General features: G+C 40.2%; 16 protein-coding genes, 1 tRNA gene and 1 pseudogene. 6 read left to right on the plus strand and 12 right to left on the minus strand.

From position 1 onward, the window contains the following. The first annotated feature begins 6 nt into the window (after window positions 1–6). Window positions 7–894, plus strand: a complete 888-nt coding sequence (locus PY04_RS09255) for an ADP-dependent ribose-1-phosphate kinase (RefSeq protein ID WP_014734861.1) — start codon at window positions 7–9, stop codon at window positions 892–894. Here the strand turns inward: PY04_RS09255 and PY04_RS09260 are convergent. The 9 genes from PY04_RS09260 to PY04_RS09300 all read right to left on the minus strand — a co-directional run bounded on the left by PY04_RS09260 (window position 891) and on the right by PY04_RS09300 (window position 9027). Beyond that, the gene (locus PY04_RS09260) at window positions 891–1709 is read right to left on the minus strand and encodes an ABC transporter permease (RefSeq protein ID WP_048056158.1); all 819 of its coding nucleotides are present in this window, start codon (window positions 1707–1709) and stop codon (window positions 891–893) included. The genes PY04_RS09255 and PY04_RS09260 overlap by 4 nt on opposite strands. Beyond that, on the minus strand, window positions 1696–2463 hold the full coding sequence (locus tag PY04_RS09265; RefSeq protein WP_014734863.1) for an ABC transporter permease: 768 nt from the start codon (window positions 2461–2463) through the stop codon (window positions 1696–1698). Before PY04_RS09265 ends, PY04_RS09260 begins: the two co-directional genes overlap by 14 nt. Before the next feature lie 32 nt (window positions 2464–2495). Beyond that, entirely contained in the window at window positions 2496–3452 is a 957-nt protein-coding gene (locus tag PY04_RS09270; RefSeq protein ID WP_014734864.1) for a daunorubicin resistance protein DrrA family ABC transporter ATP-binding protein, read from the minus strand. Between the two features lie 46 nt (window positions 3453–3498). Next, window positions 3499–4284 carry a hypothetical protein gene (locus PY04_RS09275; protein ID WP_014734865.1) on the minus strand — a complete coding sequence of 262 codons (786 nt, stop codon included), beginning with the start codon at window positions 4282–4284 and terminating at the stop codon, window positions 3499–3501. 5 nt (window positions 4285–4289) lie between these two features. Next, window positions 4290–5801 (minus strand): methyl-accepting chemotaxis protein, encoded by a 1512-nt coding sequence (locus tag PY04_RS09280; protein ID WP_014734866.1) that lies wholly within the window; start codon window positions 5799–5801, stop codon window positions 4290–4292. Between the two features lies 1 nt (window position 5802). Further along, complete coding sequence (locus tag PY04_RS09285; RefSeq protein ID WP_014734867.1) at window positions 5803–6465, minus strand: DUF257 family protein; 663 nt, start codon at window positions 6463–6465, stop codon at window positions 5803–5805. A gap of 292 nt (window positions 6466–6757) precedes the next feature. Continuing rightward, complete coding sequence (locus PY04_RS09290; RefSeq protein ID WP_048056159.1) at window positions 6758–7177, minus strand: transposase; 420 nt, start codon at window positions 7175–7177, stop codon at window positions 6758–6760. Window positions 7178–7282: 105 nt separating this feature from the next. Beyond that, window positions 7283–7801 (minus strand): HPP family protein, encoded by a 519-nt coding sequence (locus tag PY04_RS09295; protein ID WP_014734869.1) that lies wholly within the window; start codon window positions 7799–7801, stop codon window positions 7283–7285. Then, window positions 7777–9027, minus strand: coding sequence for an Nre family DNA repair protein (locus PY04_RS09300; RefSeq protein WP_014734870.1), 1251 nt, complete (start codon window positions 9025–9027; stop codon window positions 7777–7779). Before PY04_RS09300 ends, PY04_RS09295 begins: the two co-directional genes overlap by 25 nt. Window positions 9028–9140: 113 nt before the next feature. On the opposite strand from PY04_RS09300, the gene PY04_RS09305 reads away from it, so the two are divergent. After that, window positions 9141–9383 carry an Lrp/AsnC family transcriptional regulator gene (locus PY04_RS09305; RefSeq protein WP_014734871.1) on the plus strand — a complete coding sequence of 81 codons (243 nt, stop codon included), beginning with the start codon at window positions 9141–9143 and terminating at the stop codon, window positions 9381–9383. Here PY04_RS09305 and PY04_RS09310 read toward each other — a convergent pair whose 3' ends face one another. After that, entirely contained in the window at window positions 9384–9686 is a 303-nt protein-coding gene (locus tag PY04_RS09310) for a signal recognition particle protein Srp19 (protein ID WP_014734872.1), read from the minus strand. Window positions 9687–9744: 58 nt separating this feature from the next. Here PY04_RS09310 and PY04_RS09315 point away from each other — a divergent pair, with 58 nt between their 5' ends. The 3 genes from PY04_RS09315 (at window position 9745) to PY04_RS09325 (ending at window position 11315) form a co-directional block, all read left to right on the plus strand. After that, window positions 9745–10359, plus strand: a complete 615-nt coding sequence (locus PY04_RS09315) for a DUF257 family protein (protein ID WP_014734873.1) — start codon at window positions 9745–9747, stop codon at window positions 10357–10359. Then, window positions 10356–11117: a tRNA (adenine-N1)-methyltransferase gene (locus PY04_RS09320; RefSeq protein WP_014734874.1), complete on the plus strand. Its 762-nt coding sequence runs from the start codon at window positions 10356–10358 to the stop codon at window positions 11115–11117. The genes PY04_RS09315 and PY04_RS09320 overlap by 4 nt, the downstream gene beginning before the upstream one ends. A gap of 121 nt (window positions 11118–11238) precedes the next feature. Beyond that, window positions 11239–11315: transfer RNA gene (locus PY04_RS09325), tRNA-Val, on the plus strand. A 14-nt stretch (window positions 11316–11329) separates the two neighbouring features. Here PY04_RS09325 and PY04_RS09330 read toward each other — a convergent pair. Beyond that, complete coding sequence (locus PY04_RS09330; protein WP_014734875.1) at window positions 11330–12916, minus strand: glycoside hydrolase family 5 protein; 1587 nt, start codon at window positions 12914–12916, stop codon at window positions 11330–11332. 5 nt (window positions 12917–12921) lie between these two features. After that, window positions 12922–13222 (minus strand): annotated as a pseudogene (locus PY04_RS09335) (oligopeptide/dipeptide ABC transporter ATP-binding protein); the annotation flags it as partial. Between the two features lie 48 nt (window positions 13223–13270). Between PY04_RS09335 and PY04_RS09340 the strand changes: the two are divergent. Continuing rightward, window positions 13271–13441 carry a hypothetical protein gene (locus PY04_RS09340; RefSeq protein WP_014734876.1) on the plus strand — a complete coding sequence of 57 codons (171 nt, stop codon included), beginning with the start codon at window positions 13271–13273 and terminating at the stop codon, window positions 13439–13441. Window positions 13442–13822: the final 381 nt, after the last annotated feature.

Consider the following 13822-nt stretch of genomic DNA (forward strand, 5'->3'; position numbering starts at 1 on the left):
TCTATTATGGCCGGAAGATTAGACGTTATTTGCATGGGAAATTTAAACTATGACATAACATTCCTTATGGAAAAGTTCCCAGAATTCCATGAGAAAGTTAATGCCAAAGCTGTTTACACTGGCCTCGGAGGTTCAGCTGGAAACACGGCAACTTGGCTAGCCCACCTAGGGCTTAAAGTAGGCTTTATAGGTGCTGTTGGAAACGATGACTTCGGCAGGCTTCACTTAGAATTCTTCAGAAAGATAGGGGTAGACACAAAGGGCATAAAGGTAGTTGAAGAACCAACTGGAGTCGCCGTCATGATGGTTAAGGGAGAGGACAAGAGAATAGTGAAATATTCAGGGGCAAACAAGTTCAAGGAAATAAACTTTGAGTATCTAAAGCTAGCTAGGCACCTTCACTTATCCTCGAATCCAATAGACCTAATCAGAGAAGCCGTGAAAGCTGCCAAATCTTTTGGATTAACGGTGTCGTTCGATCCAGGAGAGATGGAGGTTCCCAAAGATATTGAGGAAAAGCTTGACATCCTCATGATGAACGAGGATGAGTTTAAAAGAAAGTATGGAAGTCTGGAGAACATCAAAGAGATAAAGTCGAGGATAGCCATAGCAACCCTCAACGGAGGAGGAGCACTTGTTAGGGATGAGAAAGGTAAGGTTTACGAGGTGAGGGGGCTATCTGCAAAAGCCGTCGACACTACTGGTGGGGGAGATTCATTCAATGCAGGCTTCCTCTACGGATTTCTTAACGGCTGGGACACTATTAGCTCGGCGAAACTTGGAATGCTGCTGGCTTACTTAACGGTTCAGAAAATCGGGGCGAGAAGTGCGGTTGTACCTTTAGAAAGGGTAAGAGAGATTGCAAAAACTTTAAATCTGGACATACCTCTTTAGTAGCTCTTAAGCCCAACTTCCCTAGCTTTTTTCTCAGCCCATTTATACGAATTAAGGCCGATAATTGCATAGAGAAGTGAGAGCAACATTAAGTATGATATCTTTCCTAGACTGGTTCTAAATCCATGAGCAACGATTGTTCTAACGGCCTCTGTCGTTGGAGCATATGGGAGCAACATTGCCATTATCTGCAGAGGCTTTGGAAGAATGTCTATTGGATACATGGCTCCGCTCAGGGCAAAGACTAGCATTTCAAGAATGTTTATGAAGGGCCCAGGATCCTTTAAGTACAGAACGATACCAGCAACTGCCATACCAAGTCCTATCATCCCTACTGATCCCAGTAAAAGTATTGGCAGGGCTCTTAAGAATTGAGATGGAGTTATTGAAAGTCCAAAAACTATCCAAAAGATCGGAATGTATATGGCAATATACAGCAGATTGAGAAGCAATCTAACAATAATATTTCCCAAGAAAAATGTTATTCTTCTCATAGGAGCCGCAAAGGAGTATTCCAAAGTCCCAGCATAAAGCTCGTCAACAACACTCCACACGAATCCGCTCAAAAATGTTATACCAAAGGATAAAACCATAAACCCGAGAATCGCAAATGTTAAGTAATCAGAGTAACCAGTTAGCCTTTCAAGAGCCTCAGAAGTCCTTTTTCCGGTCAATCCAAGTCCAATTAAAAGGGCATTACCCACAAAGAAGAAACCCATCAATATGTCGCTAATGAACCATGCCTTATAACTTAAGAACACCTTCCAGCTCTTTCTAGCAACTCCAAGAAGTGCCCTGAGCTCAGTAGCCTCCATAACCCATCATCCTCGTTATCTTTTCAGCCCATTTAAATATCGCCAGACTAATTCCCCAGTAAATTGGAAGTAGAATAATCATGGCAAATAATTCGCTCCAAACCATGGAGTACCCGAATCCCATGAACACTTTTCTCACAGCATTAGCGGCGTGAGTTAGGGGGATTAGCCAAGACACTTCTCTAACTACCTTTGGAAGAGCCGATAAAGGAAAGAATACACCCGAGAGAAAAAGGATGACAAACTCAAGTATGTTCGCCATTGGGCCTATATTTTTGAGCATCATAACTAAACCTGCGAACATTAGCCCAAATCCTAAGAATATCAAAAAGGAGATTGCCAGAATTGGAAGAGTCTTGAATACTGATGCAAGTGAGATCGGGATCCTAAATAGCAGAACTCCAAAGAGAAAAACAATTGCCATTATAATCGAATCCATAAGCATCCAAGCTATCGCAAGCCCAACTATCATCTTAAGGATGCCAGTTGGAGATACCACGTTGCTTTCGAAGGTTCCCCTTTGAAGTTCCCTCCTAACTCCCCACACCGAGGCCTCCATTGGAGATACCGAAACCCACCAAAGGGTATACCCTATAAGAACATACGTCGGGTAATCACCTATTCCCGCAGAACTCTCAAGCAATGCGGAAAATCTTCCCCCAAGTATCGCCTGCCCAAAATATATAAACTGCAACAAGAAGACAAGGCCTACCAAAATAGAGCTAACTACCCTTAGAGGATACCTAAAAAACATTCTGAATTCTTTGTCAATCACTGCAATTATGCTCAATCTCTCAGCCCCCTCCCGGTAAGCTTTATAAAGACATCCTCCAGGGTGGGTTCTTTGACTTCTACAGACAAAACTTTAGCATTATTCCTGACCAAAAATTCTACAAGCCTTGGAATTTCTTCCTCTCCAAGGCTTCCTCTCAGCACGATAGTTCCATTATTTTCCTCAACTTTCACTAAACCAAAGGGATTATTCCCAGTATAGTTCTTTACCTTGACCTCAACTATCGTGTCTTTCTTTACAAGCTTCTTTAATCCTTCAGGCGTATCTAGGGCTATTATCTTGCCTTGGTCTATGATAGCAATTCTATCACAGAGCTGTTCCGCTTCATGCATGTAGTGTGTTGTTAGTAAAACCGTTTTCCCTTCTTCCTTAACTAGTCTTTTAACAAGATCCCTAACAAAAACGGCACTCTGAACATCAAGACCAAGGGTAGGTTCATCAAGAAATAGAACCTCTGGATCGTTAATCAAGGCCTTTGCTATTGCAAGTCTTTGTTTCATTCCCCTAGAGTAATTCATAACAAGGTCGTTTCTCCTATCCCAGAGACCAACCATTTTTAGCAGTTCCCTTATTCTTTTTTCAGCCTCACTCCTAGGAACATAGTAAATGCTAGCAAAATATCTTAAGTTCTCGTATGCTGTGAGTCTCCAGTAAAGAGTCCTTTCTCCCTCTGCAACTAGGTTAATTCTTCTCCTAACCTCCCTAGCTTCCTTAACAACATCAAACCCAAGGACTTTTGCTTCTCCGGACGTTGGTTCTAGAAGAGTTGTCAAGATCTTTATCGTAGTTGTTTTTCCAGCCCCATTCGGTCCAAGAAGCCCAAATAACTCACCTCTTTTGACCTCAAAGCTTATCCCCTTAAGAGCTTCAAACCACTCAACTTTCCTGAATGGGAGGGGAATCTTCTTGGGATATAGCTTTCTCAGATTTCGAACCTCTATAGCTCTCATGACATGAAAACGTTGTTAGAGAATAATTTAAAAATGTCTCGCAACACTATGCATTCTTTTCAGATTTCCTAAACTTTAATGAGTGCACTCCATCATTTGCCGCTATTCTAAACTCATACGTACTTGGCTCAAAGTCAGGGTTTGGTGACTTAAGGATGCTCATTGTCTCTATCAGCTCGCCGTCTCCAATTTTAGAGTTAAAGACTATGACAACATCAGAAAGTCCAGATACCCATGCAACGAACCTTCTCGAAACAACATCTATGTTCAGTAGGAAGATTGAGATCACATTCCTTTTCCTATATATCCTCGCCAAATGAGCAACTTCCGCATTCAGCAACTTTATTGTAACTTCCTCGCCAAAAAGTGTCACAACCCCGTCAAGGGTGTGAATAAGCTTTACAATTCTTTTATCTCCAACTATCGGGTAAATCCTCTCCACATAGACCCTCTCAATCTTTGGAGTTATTGTTTCTTCAGTGGGATTTGGAATCGTGATAACATAGTCGTCATAAGGTGGAATGTCGTACTTTGATCCAAATATATCGAGGATTTTCAGTTTCTTTTCCTCCTTTGCCATTCTTTGAATGTTCAATCCAACGAAAGATGCCCTTGAAATTAACTTTATTACTGGAAGGCTATAATTGTGGATTACTCCAAAGGAATTCCTGAACACCATGTTCTTAAATATTTCAAACCCAAGAGCCCAACCCAAAGAGAACGCATCGTACATTATGGTTATTGTAGCCCCTCTAACTAATCCACCACCAATTGCCTTATCGATCTCCTCAATATCTAGTGGGATAGGAGAAAAGAATTCAAACCCGTCCATAAATGTCACCCTTCACTTTCAACTTTTATGAATTCAATTGACTTCCTCAGATCCCTAACTATATTTCTCAGCTCAACTATATTCCTCCTAACCTCTTCCAGGGACGAAGCTTGCTCTTGGGCACTCGCACTAACCTCTTGGGCGCTAGCAGTCATCTCTTCAGCGCTAGCAGCTAAGTTCTCCAAGGCCTTCTTTGCATTTTCAACATGCTCTTGGGTGTTTGAGATTTCGCTCTTAACGGCGTTGAGCCTCTCTTCAACATCATCAAGAAGTTCACCTATGTTCATTAGGTAGCTAACGGTTTCCTTGAGGAAGTCTACTGAGTTGTCAACGATTTTAACTCCCCTTTCAGTCTCCTCAACGGCTCTCTCCACTTTGTCTTGGATTTCTCTCAATATACTCCTGATTCTCTCGGCAGCATCCTTGCTTTCTTCAGCGAGGTTCCTAACTTCCTGAGCAACAACAGCAAAACCCCTACCAACTTCTCCGGCCCTAGCAGCTTCAATTGCGGCATTTAATGCTAGTAAGTTCGTTTGCTCAGCTATGTCGGCTATTGTATTTATTATCTCGCTCACATTTTTGCTCATTTCCGCAACTTCCTGGACAGCATCCCTTATCACTTTCATGGCCTCTTGGATATCACCTACTTGAGTTATGGCCCTCTCACCTTTCTCCCGTCCTTCCCTGGCTATTGAGATTACCTCATTTACAACCCCACTGAACTCCTCCATTGCATCAACGGTCTTTTGGGTCACATCAGCGGTTATGTTCATTCCATCCATTATCATACTGATATTCTCCTGCTGCCTCTGAGCTTCAGTACTAACCTGCTGAATAGCCTCTGCAACCTGATTTACCGCCTCAGTAATTTCAGATGCTATTCTAGTTAAGTCTTCGGCTCTCTTTTCCAGCGTAAACGCGAGATCCCTTACAGTTTTCATTAAATCCCTAAGCTTGCCAATGGTCTTTCTCATTGAGTTCAATATGCTTTCAAAGTCTCCCTTAGCATGCAGTGTTAAATCTTCGGAAACGTCTCCTTCTGCAATTTTTTCCATTCTCTCAGTTATGACCTCAAGGGTTCTGAGCACGTCCTGAGATATTGCCTTAAAGCCTTCCAAAAGTTTTCCAATTTCATCTTTCTCCCTGTATCTTACCTCAGAGATCATCCTCCTAGCATTGCTAAGCCTTCCCTGGGCAATACTCTCAGCTATACGGGCCATCTTTGTTATCGGATCGAGTGTTGATCTCATCAGGTTATAGGCCACCAGTCCAGAACCTACCGCCACTATGACCATTGCTCCTATGCTTATCCACAGTGTCCTCTTAAGCTGTGTGAGTGCCAAGCTGATGCTCGATTGTATAGCCTCAACTGAACCCCCTGACTTCACGATCTCCATCGTCTTTGAGAGATTGTCATACAAGTCAGATATTGCAATGTTCTGAACTACTATGGCCGTTATAACTACTAGAAGAAGAGGCAGGAATATCGACATTGTCAATTTCCTTTTGAATTCCATATTAGTCCCTCACCTCCCAAATTGTTCCACTATTCCCCTTTAGATTTGGAAAAACGCTCTTGCTGATCACGAAAGATTTACCATCATTAGTCAGCTTGAGAACTATGGGGAATATCGTTTTGAGCATTGAAACGATTTCCACGGAGATACCTTTTATTGAATCGGTGTTAACGAAGACCATATCTCTAATGTCTCTATCCTTTGTGACAATATATTCTCCCATGTCATGGACTTGTTCAATAAGCTCCTTCCTATCGAAAATATTCATGATGTTCTCGATGCCCACTTGGAGATTTATGAAGAATCCAGTATGATCCCTAACGCTATCAAGGAGCCTCGTCAAGGCTTCTTCGTATAACGTCTTATAAACTGGATATGCCGAGATAGGTATCTTATGGAGAACGTTTCCGACGTTTATCTTTCCGCCAACCTTTATTACCGGAACCCTGTCTATTAGTTCTGTCTTTATTCCCAGAAGTTCTGCCTGATACTTGTATATTGGGAGTGTATCTAAAAAGTCAGTTATTATTACTAAAGCTTCCTTTCCATATCTGTCCATAATTTGGTTCAATATTGTAAATACCGTTGGTCCCAAAACGTCTTCAGAGGTATGTTCGACTAAAACACTGATTTTTTCTTTTCCAATTACATCGGGGATTTCCATATCCCCATCACCCTAGCATATGCCTATCACAAAATATATCATATATTGACGTATTTTAAGGTTTATGCGCCTTAATGTTCAAAAATCTTGTAACTTTATGTTACAAAATCTCAGGAAAATTATAACAGAATTCCCAAGATATCAAAATCTGTGTATTTATAAACATAGACTAAGTATATTAAACAAACATTTAGATAGAATATATCGACAGAGGGTTCAATTTGAAAAAATTTAGTTCGATATTTAAACTTCGTAAGTATTTCAACAAATTTATAGAAATTTTAAGGTACTCCTATTCATTTAGTAATATTTCCAATAAATTTGTGAAGAATTCTTTATTATTGACAACTTTTTTGTACAATCTTAACAGGGTAGAATGATTAAGATCAACGATAACCTTAATAGTGGAGGGAGTTAACTTCAGATACAACGCTAAGTATGCTATTAGCATAACCCTTTTTAGTGAATGAACACCGCTCAAAGGAGTACCATCAAGTTCATTAAATGTTCTTCCACAAGACTTACACTTAAACCTGTGGAGCTTAAATCCACCTTTCCTAGTTATGAATCCTATCCTTACTACCTCTGTAGAACCACAATAGGGACATCTAATCCTTTGTCCCCCATAACGAAATTTCCTCACTGCCTCCACTACTTCCTCATCCCTAAGTGTAAGTAACCTCTGTATGTCAAGTATTACTTCCTCCCTCATTTTTTCAAATTCTTAGAATAGGTTTTTATCTCTGGTATAATTTTTGAGTATATAGTTTATAAATATTTGGTCATTGCTACTGCCAAACATTCAATAGAAACACAATCATAAGGTTACAATTCTAATGAGTCTAATGATGTCTTTAACTTCTAAAATACCGTGCACCTTTCTCTCCCTATCTACCACGGGTAGATGATGTTTTCCCGTTTCAACCATTATTTTAATGGCATGTCCCAAGTTGTCATTTATACTAATCACTATTGGTCTCTTCACCATCACGTCCCTAACCCTCGATGCTCTGTTAAGAGCATATCTTTTTAACATTCCAAAGCCTACTACAGAGTATTTTCTTGGAGGGACAAAGTAGTTCAATAAATCTTTCATTGTAACAAATCCAACAAGTCTATCTTCCTCATCAACGACTACAGCAGAAGTTTCTTCAACTGTAAACATCTCTATGAGCTCAAAGAGTGGAGTTTCAGGATGAACTTTCAAGAAGTCTCTATCCATAACTAAGCTAACCGGAACTTTTGATATGTATTTTAGATTGTGACTAAGTTCTTCCTTTCTAGCTAAGAGAACAAGCTTTCTTTTTCCCATTATTTTTGCAACTTTCCTTTCCATCCACCAACCCCCAGGAAGCTATCCAACGTTCTCTGCCCTAATTGTTTAAGTAACCAGCTCCTAGCTAACCACCTATCCAACGGATGTTGTAATATTTTCTTAACTTCATTTAAAGCTTCCGTAAGGCTTTCAAAGATTTTCGGAGATTTCTCTAAGGCCTTTCTAACTCCAACCCTAATCTGCCAAACTCCAACTGGAGCATAGTATGAAGGGGTTACCTCCCTAAAGACTATTGCACTTGCTTGTCTTTTCATTTTTCTTAATTTTTCAAGAACACTGAGCCTAGCAGCGTAATAAGCCCCTGACGTTTCCTCGGCATACCCCTTAATCCCTCTAAAATCCTCGTAATCGTGTATAACCATTGGCTCATCGCTACCAAAAAGGGAACCCTTTAGCCAAACTTCTAAAAGCTCAAAGGAGTATCTCCTCGGTATTAGTAACACAACGTACCTGTTCCCCAAGAATTCCTCATAATACACCTCGTACCTATCCAGGGTATCATAATTAAGTACCTCTCTTCTTAGATAACTACCTATCGTATCTTGGACGGCAGTTATGCTCCATCTAGTCGGTACGATTTTCTTTCTTATTCCTAACAGTCCAGCGGAGAGTAACCTTATTATGTAGTACTCATCAAAGCCAGCTTCATAAAGTGTAATTATTGCATCTTTTGCTTTTAATTCATCACTAACAACGGCATCAACTTTCCTTGGGACTCTCGGATTTTCAACAACTTCAAATTTTTTCAAAACACCACTTGGGCCAATTGGTGGTGCAAACTCTGTAGGGAGGACTTTTATTTTAGGCTTGTCTTTAAGGAGTATCTCACTATCGACCGGTTTAGAGGACATTGCAAGCTCCTGAATGTTCTCAATTAGTTTCGAGCTTTTCCTAACATCCACATTAACTCTCGTCTGTCCAAGTACTAACAAGGACCGGTACCTAATCACGTCCGATATACTTACATTCTCCCAAGAAGTTGGACTGTCTAGGTAACTTGTGTCTCCCTCAATTGGTGGAACAAGGGGGCCAATTCTAACCTTTGGATAACCATATTCTCCAACGAATATACTCGGGGGAGAAGAACCAAATATATCCTCCCGAGAAACCAAAGGTAACGCTTCTCTAGCTACTTTAAATCTCTCAAGAATCGGACAGACTGGCCTTCCACAGAGGAGCTTCCTTCCCTTACATATTGCGCAAAGTTTCGAATTCACTTTTATCATACTACCTCTACTTCTGTCTTTTCTAAATTTAATCTTTTGGTGGTTGAGGAGAAAACAATATAAGCGAAAACCTCTAAGTTTTAATTGAGAAAATTTCAAAAAGGTGGTGGAAAATGGTTAGGGCCTATGTTTTATTGACTATTGAGATAGGAAAAGTTGAGAAAGTTATTGAAGAGATAAAGAAGATACCTGGCGTCACAAAAGCAGACGCGGTAACAGGACCCTACGATGCAATAGTTCACATTGAAGCCTCTGACCTTGGAGAACTCACTAGGAAAATACTCCACGATATTCACAATATAGATGGAGTTATAGACACAACAACTGCCATAGTTGTCGAGTTAGAAGAAGAGTGATCATCGCCTCCTTTTTCTAAGTTCTCTGATTTTCTGGGCGATCATCCGAAGGGTTTTAGCTTTACCATGAGGACTTTCAACTATAATCATTCCATAAGTTCTCAAATCTTCGTCAATCCCAGAGAGTCTTGGATTCAGTTTTTCCCTTTCTACAGAGATGACCTTAAGCCCCAAACTCTCGACAGCATCAACAATTTCATCAAGAGATGGATTATCAACTGCCAACGTTTTCGAAACAACTCTACCATACTTTTTACTTAATCTCGCATCAAGCTCAGAGGGCCAAATAACAAATTTCCCCATCATAAATCACCCAAACTTTAAAAATTTCCACGGTTTAAAATCTTTGGGGGAGATGTTTATGGAGAGAAACCTCATAGGTAAAATGATTCTTGATGAAATAAAGAATGGGGATGTTGCAATAATCGAATACCCAAGCACCTTTCCAGTTCACGAACTCCTTTGGGATAACCTCATTTTAAATTTCATAGAAGAGTTTGAAGTAGTCATAGATGACTTTTTTGGAATTGGAGACATAATGTTCAGAACCTACATAAGGAGAGTTTCTCCGGAAAAATACAAGATGATTATGGAGAACGTTGTGGGAAATGTGAAAGCGGTGAAAATAGGACCGGGGAAAGTAAGCTACAGTGAAGTAATAGAAGAGATCCCCCTAACTTATGATCTCTCCGAGTTCATAAAGCTGTATTATCCTGGAATAAGAGAAATACTTGCGAAATCCTCAAAAAAGGTGATATTCCTCACAGTAGGCCTTGCAGAGTACCTGTATTTTGGAAGAGAAAAAGCACTAGAAACAATAATCCTCAGTAGGAGCGTTCTACCCATAGAAGACTGGACGTCCGTTTATCTACTTAACATAGACCTCGCCCCAGAAAAGAGCGTTGCTGCATTGGAGGAGATAAGCCCACTAGTTATTTACGTCTCAAATAAGGGAATACTGGTGAAGAAAGGATGATTAGAGAGGGGGAAAAAGTTCTTCTCTTAGACCCTAGAGGGAAAAAATACATAGTAACTGCCCAGAAAAAAGACTTTCACACAGATTTAGGCATAATAAAGCTCGAAGAAATTATCGGAAAGGAGTTTGGAGATTCAATAAGAAGCCACAAAGGCTACGAGTTCAAGATCCTAAGACCGAAGATAATAGACTACCTTGATAAGATGAAGAGAGGACCTCAAATAGTTCACCAAAAAGATGCCGCCTTAATAGTTGCCTATGCAGGAATATCCCCTGGAGATTTTATAGTTGAAGCTGGTGTCGGAAGCGGCGCTCTAACCCTATTCTTGGCCAATATAGTGGGGCCAGAGGGAAAGATAGTGAGTTATGAAATCAGAGAAGATTTTGCAAAACTCGCATGGGAAAACATAAAATGGGCCGGATTTGAAGATAGAGTCACTATAAAGCTAAAGAACATATACGAGGGCATAGATGAGGAAAACGTTGATCACGTAATTCTTGATTTGCCTCAACCAGAAAATGTAGTTGAACACGCAGCAAAGGCTTTAAAGCCGGGAGGGTTCTTTGTCGCCTACACCCCCTGTGCAAATCAGGTTATGAGGTTAAGGGAAAAGCTCAGGGAATTTAAAGATGTTTTCGTGAAGCCTAGAACAATAGACGTGGTGGTATTTGAGCAAGAAGTGAAGAAAGATTGCATGAGGCCAACTACAACGATTCTCGCCCACACAGGTTACATAACATTCGCAAGAAAGAGATAGAGAATCAGACGAGAGGGGGCTCATCATCGGTGAGCCTCCTCAGGGTACCGTGAAGGTCATCACCAATTTTGAATTTCCCGAAAGGTTTATAACTTTCTATCCAAGGTCATCTTGGGAATAAGGGCCCGTGGTCTAGTTGGTTATGACGCCGCCCTTACGAGGCGGAGGTCCGGGGTTCGAATCCCCGCGGGCCCACCAGAAATGTTCTTCTCTCACGTCCATCTCTTTAAGAGGAGCACTACAACTGCAATAACCCCAAAAACCATTAAAACTAAGAGGAATAACCCAGATTTTACATTATTTGCCTCTTTTGCAGTTTTTCTAACATGAGAGATCAATGACGTCGTAGATTTTTTGGATTCCTTTTCAGGTTCAACGTTTGGATGAATAACCGTTAAATAAAGATCTTTTCTAATAGTTTCATTCCCCTTTTTAGCTATTATATACAAATCAACGCTGTCATTGAGTGTTAGTACAACACTTCCCTCCCTTGAATGGGCGATATTAGAATCGACGATCTCCCCACTTGTGTACCAGTATATCTTGACTTTCTCCCCTTTTTCAAATACAAGAGAAGACGAGTTTGTCTTAAGTATCACATATAGGGGCTCCTCAAAACTTTTATTTGCAGCCTTTATTATCCTATAGATTACTCTCATCTTTTCCCAATTAACAGTCCTCCAATCATCAAGAAGAATCCCTCCGGTATCCCCACTATCAGGATTTAGACACCAATAGAAGAAATTGTAGATCCCCTTCTTTATTAACCAGTCTGCAAAAGCATCCTGCCATATCTTATCCTTTCCAGTATACCTACCACCCCATTCACCAATAACCAAAGTATAGTTTAGCTCAGTTAGATATCCAAAATGCGTTTCCCATATCTGCGGCATATTACTTGGAAAGCTTGGATCATCAAAATAAGGCATATTATAGACACTCGGCCCATAGACATGAGGAGAGTACACAATCTTATTCCTCGGAAGCCTTACTGGATAGTCCTTAACACCCATTAAGTTCTCTCCCCAAAATGTCCACCATCCCTTCTCTTTGATAACCTTGTCAATTTCAGGGATATGAGTGTACTGAGTTCCCTCTACAAATATCAACCAATGGGGAGCAACCTTAAGGATCGCCCTACCAACTTTTTCTGCAAATAATCTAAAGTCAGTCTTGTCACCAGTTCCCCAAGAAGCTTCATCATGGGGCTCATTCTTTATGTCAGCCCCAATGACATTAGGATATTTGCCAAATACCTTAGCAAGAAATATCCAATCCTTAATGTATTGCTCTTCAGAATAATTTTCCGTGTACCAAAGTGGTTCTATTTCAGTACATCCAATCCTATGATAATCCAGCAACACATAAATACCTAGTTTATTCGCTTCTTCAACTATCTTCTCCATTATCTGTAAGCTTGTGAGATTTTTTAGATCAGGATTAATAGAGTAGTCGATGAACCTTGGATCTGGCTTTGCTCCATGTATTGTCTCACTACAGAAAGGTAACCTGATAGCATTAAAACCAAGTGCCTTTATCTGTTTTAAAACGTCTTTCCAATTCCTCACAGTTAGACCATGGACGATATGATCTTTGAGTTCAAAACCAAACCAACTCACGCCAAAGAGGTATATCCTTTCTCTCCTACCAGAGGTTAAATTTACTTTATATATTGTGCCATTGCTAACCTCATAATAAACTCCAGGAGAGTTATCAGAGCTAAAGTTATTCCCCACGACATATTCTGGGAATCCCAAAATTATTATAAGAAGCACCAAAATTACCGGAACAATCCTCATATAGATCACCTTTTTACATAGAGCCAGCATGCTACCCAGTGGTTTTTCTCGACTTCAATTAAGGGTGGCCTAACCTTCCAACACTTATCCATCACCCTCTCACACCTAGGCGCATACCTACAACCAGTAATCCCATAAACCCTCCCCTCCTCCCTCTCAGGCTCAACCCCCTTAAACTCCCACTTCACATTAAGATCCGGAACACTCTCAAGCAACATCCGAGTATAAGGACACCTTTTCAGTATCACCCCACTCAACAACCGTCCCCCTATACATTATTATTGTCTTATCACTAATGTAATAGCCGTAGACGAAGAAACATGGGAAGCAATTAAAAAAAAACTAAAGTCAAAATTGGATGCAAAATCATACAGCGAGGTTCTAAAAAAATTAATAGAAGTTTGGCATTTAATAGAGCTAGATATGAAAGCAGAAAAAGTCACGCTTGAAGATGAAGAAGCAGATTTAGTTCTATCGATACTAAAGGACAGGGAAAAACAATATTCCTTAGCAAGAGACAAATAAAAAGCGGAGAATAGAACTTATGAAAAGAATGCCAAGAAAAATAGCCCTCGATCCACCATCCTTTATTCAACTAACAAAAACAGAATAAAGAGTTACTTGAACTTGTTCTTGCAGAATTTGATATATATCTCCCTCTTCCTTCTCTACACGCTTATCTACTTGCGAAAGCATTCAAAGAAACTGAGATTAAAAATGAAATAAAGGAAATCAGAGAAATCTTCCACGTTATAGATATCACGGATGAAATAATTGAACAATTAGCAGAAATAGACGCTGCCCTAATAAAAGAGGGCATATTTATGAAGTTTGAGGACCTCCTTGTAGGAGTGTCAGCTATAGCAACAGACTCCCTCCTTGTAGTTAGTATGGATCCAGCTAAAT

The organism is Pyrococcus sp. ST04 (assembly GCF_000263735.1).
Classification (GTDB): domain Archaea; phylum Methanobacteriota_B; class Thermococci; order Thermococcales; family Thermococcaceae; genus Pyrococcus.

Coding starts and splice junctions, on each gene's coding strand:
- PY04_RS09255 (WP_014734861.1), top strand. CDS start 7: ATGGCCGGAAGATTAGACGTTATTTGCATGGGAAATTTAAACTATGAC.
- PY04_RS09260 (WP_048056158.1), bottom strand. CDS start 1,709: ATGGAGGCTACTGAGCTCAGGGCACTTCTTGGAGTTGCTAGAAAGAGC.
- PY04_RS09265 (WP_014734863.1), bottom strand. CDS start 2,463: ATGTTTTTTAGGTATCCTCTAAGGGTAGTTAGCTCTATTTTGGTAGGC.
- PY04_RS09270 (WP_014734864.1), bottom strand. CDS start 3,452: ATGAGAGCTATAGAGGTTCGAAATCTGAGAAAGCTATATCCCAAGAAG.
- PY04_RS09275 (WP_014734865.1), bottom strand. CDS start 4,284: ATGGACGGGTTTGAATTCTTTTCTCCTATCCCACTAGATATTGAGGAG.
- PY04_RS09280 (WP_014734866.1), bottom strand. CDS start 5,801: ATGGAATTCAAAAGGAAATTGACAATGTCGATATTCCTGCCTCTTCTT.
- PY04_RS09285 (WP_014734867.1), bottom strand. CDS start 6,465: ATGGAAATCCCCGATGTAATTGGAAAAGAAAAAATCAGTGTTTTAGTC.
- PY04_RS09290 (WP_048056159.1), bottom strand. CDS start 7,177: ATGAGGGAGGAAGTAATACTTGACATACAGAGGTTACTTACACTTAGG.
- PY04_RS09295 (WP_014734869.1), bottom strand. CDS start 7,801: ATGGAAAGGAAAGTTGCAAAAATAATGGGAAAAAGAAAGCTTGTTCTC.
- PY04_RS09300 (WP_014734870.1), bottom strand. CDS start 9,027: ATGATAAAAGTGAATTCGAAACTTTGCGCAATATGTAAGGGAAGGAAG.
- PY04_RS09305 (WP_014734871.1), top strand. CDS start 9,141: ATGGTTAGGGCCTATGTTTTATTGACTATTGAGATAGGAAAAGTTGAG.
- PY04_RS09310 (WP_014734872.1), bottom strand. CDS start 9,686: ATGGGGAAATTTGTTATTTGGCCCTCTGAGCTTGATGCGAGATTAAGT.
- PY04_RS09315 (WP_014734873.1), top strand. CDS start 9,745: ATGGAGAGAAACCTCATAGGTAAAATGATTCTTGATGAAATAAAGAAT.
- PY04_RS09320 (WP_014734874.1), top strand. CDS start 10,356: ATGATTAGAGAGGGGGAAAAAGTTCTTCTCTTAGACCCTAGAGGGAAA.
- PY04_RS09330 (WP_014734875.1), bottom strand. CDS start 12,916: ATGAGGATTGTTCCGGTAATTTTGGTGCTTCTTATAATAATTTTGGGA.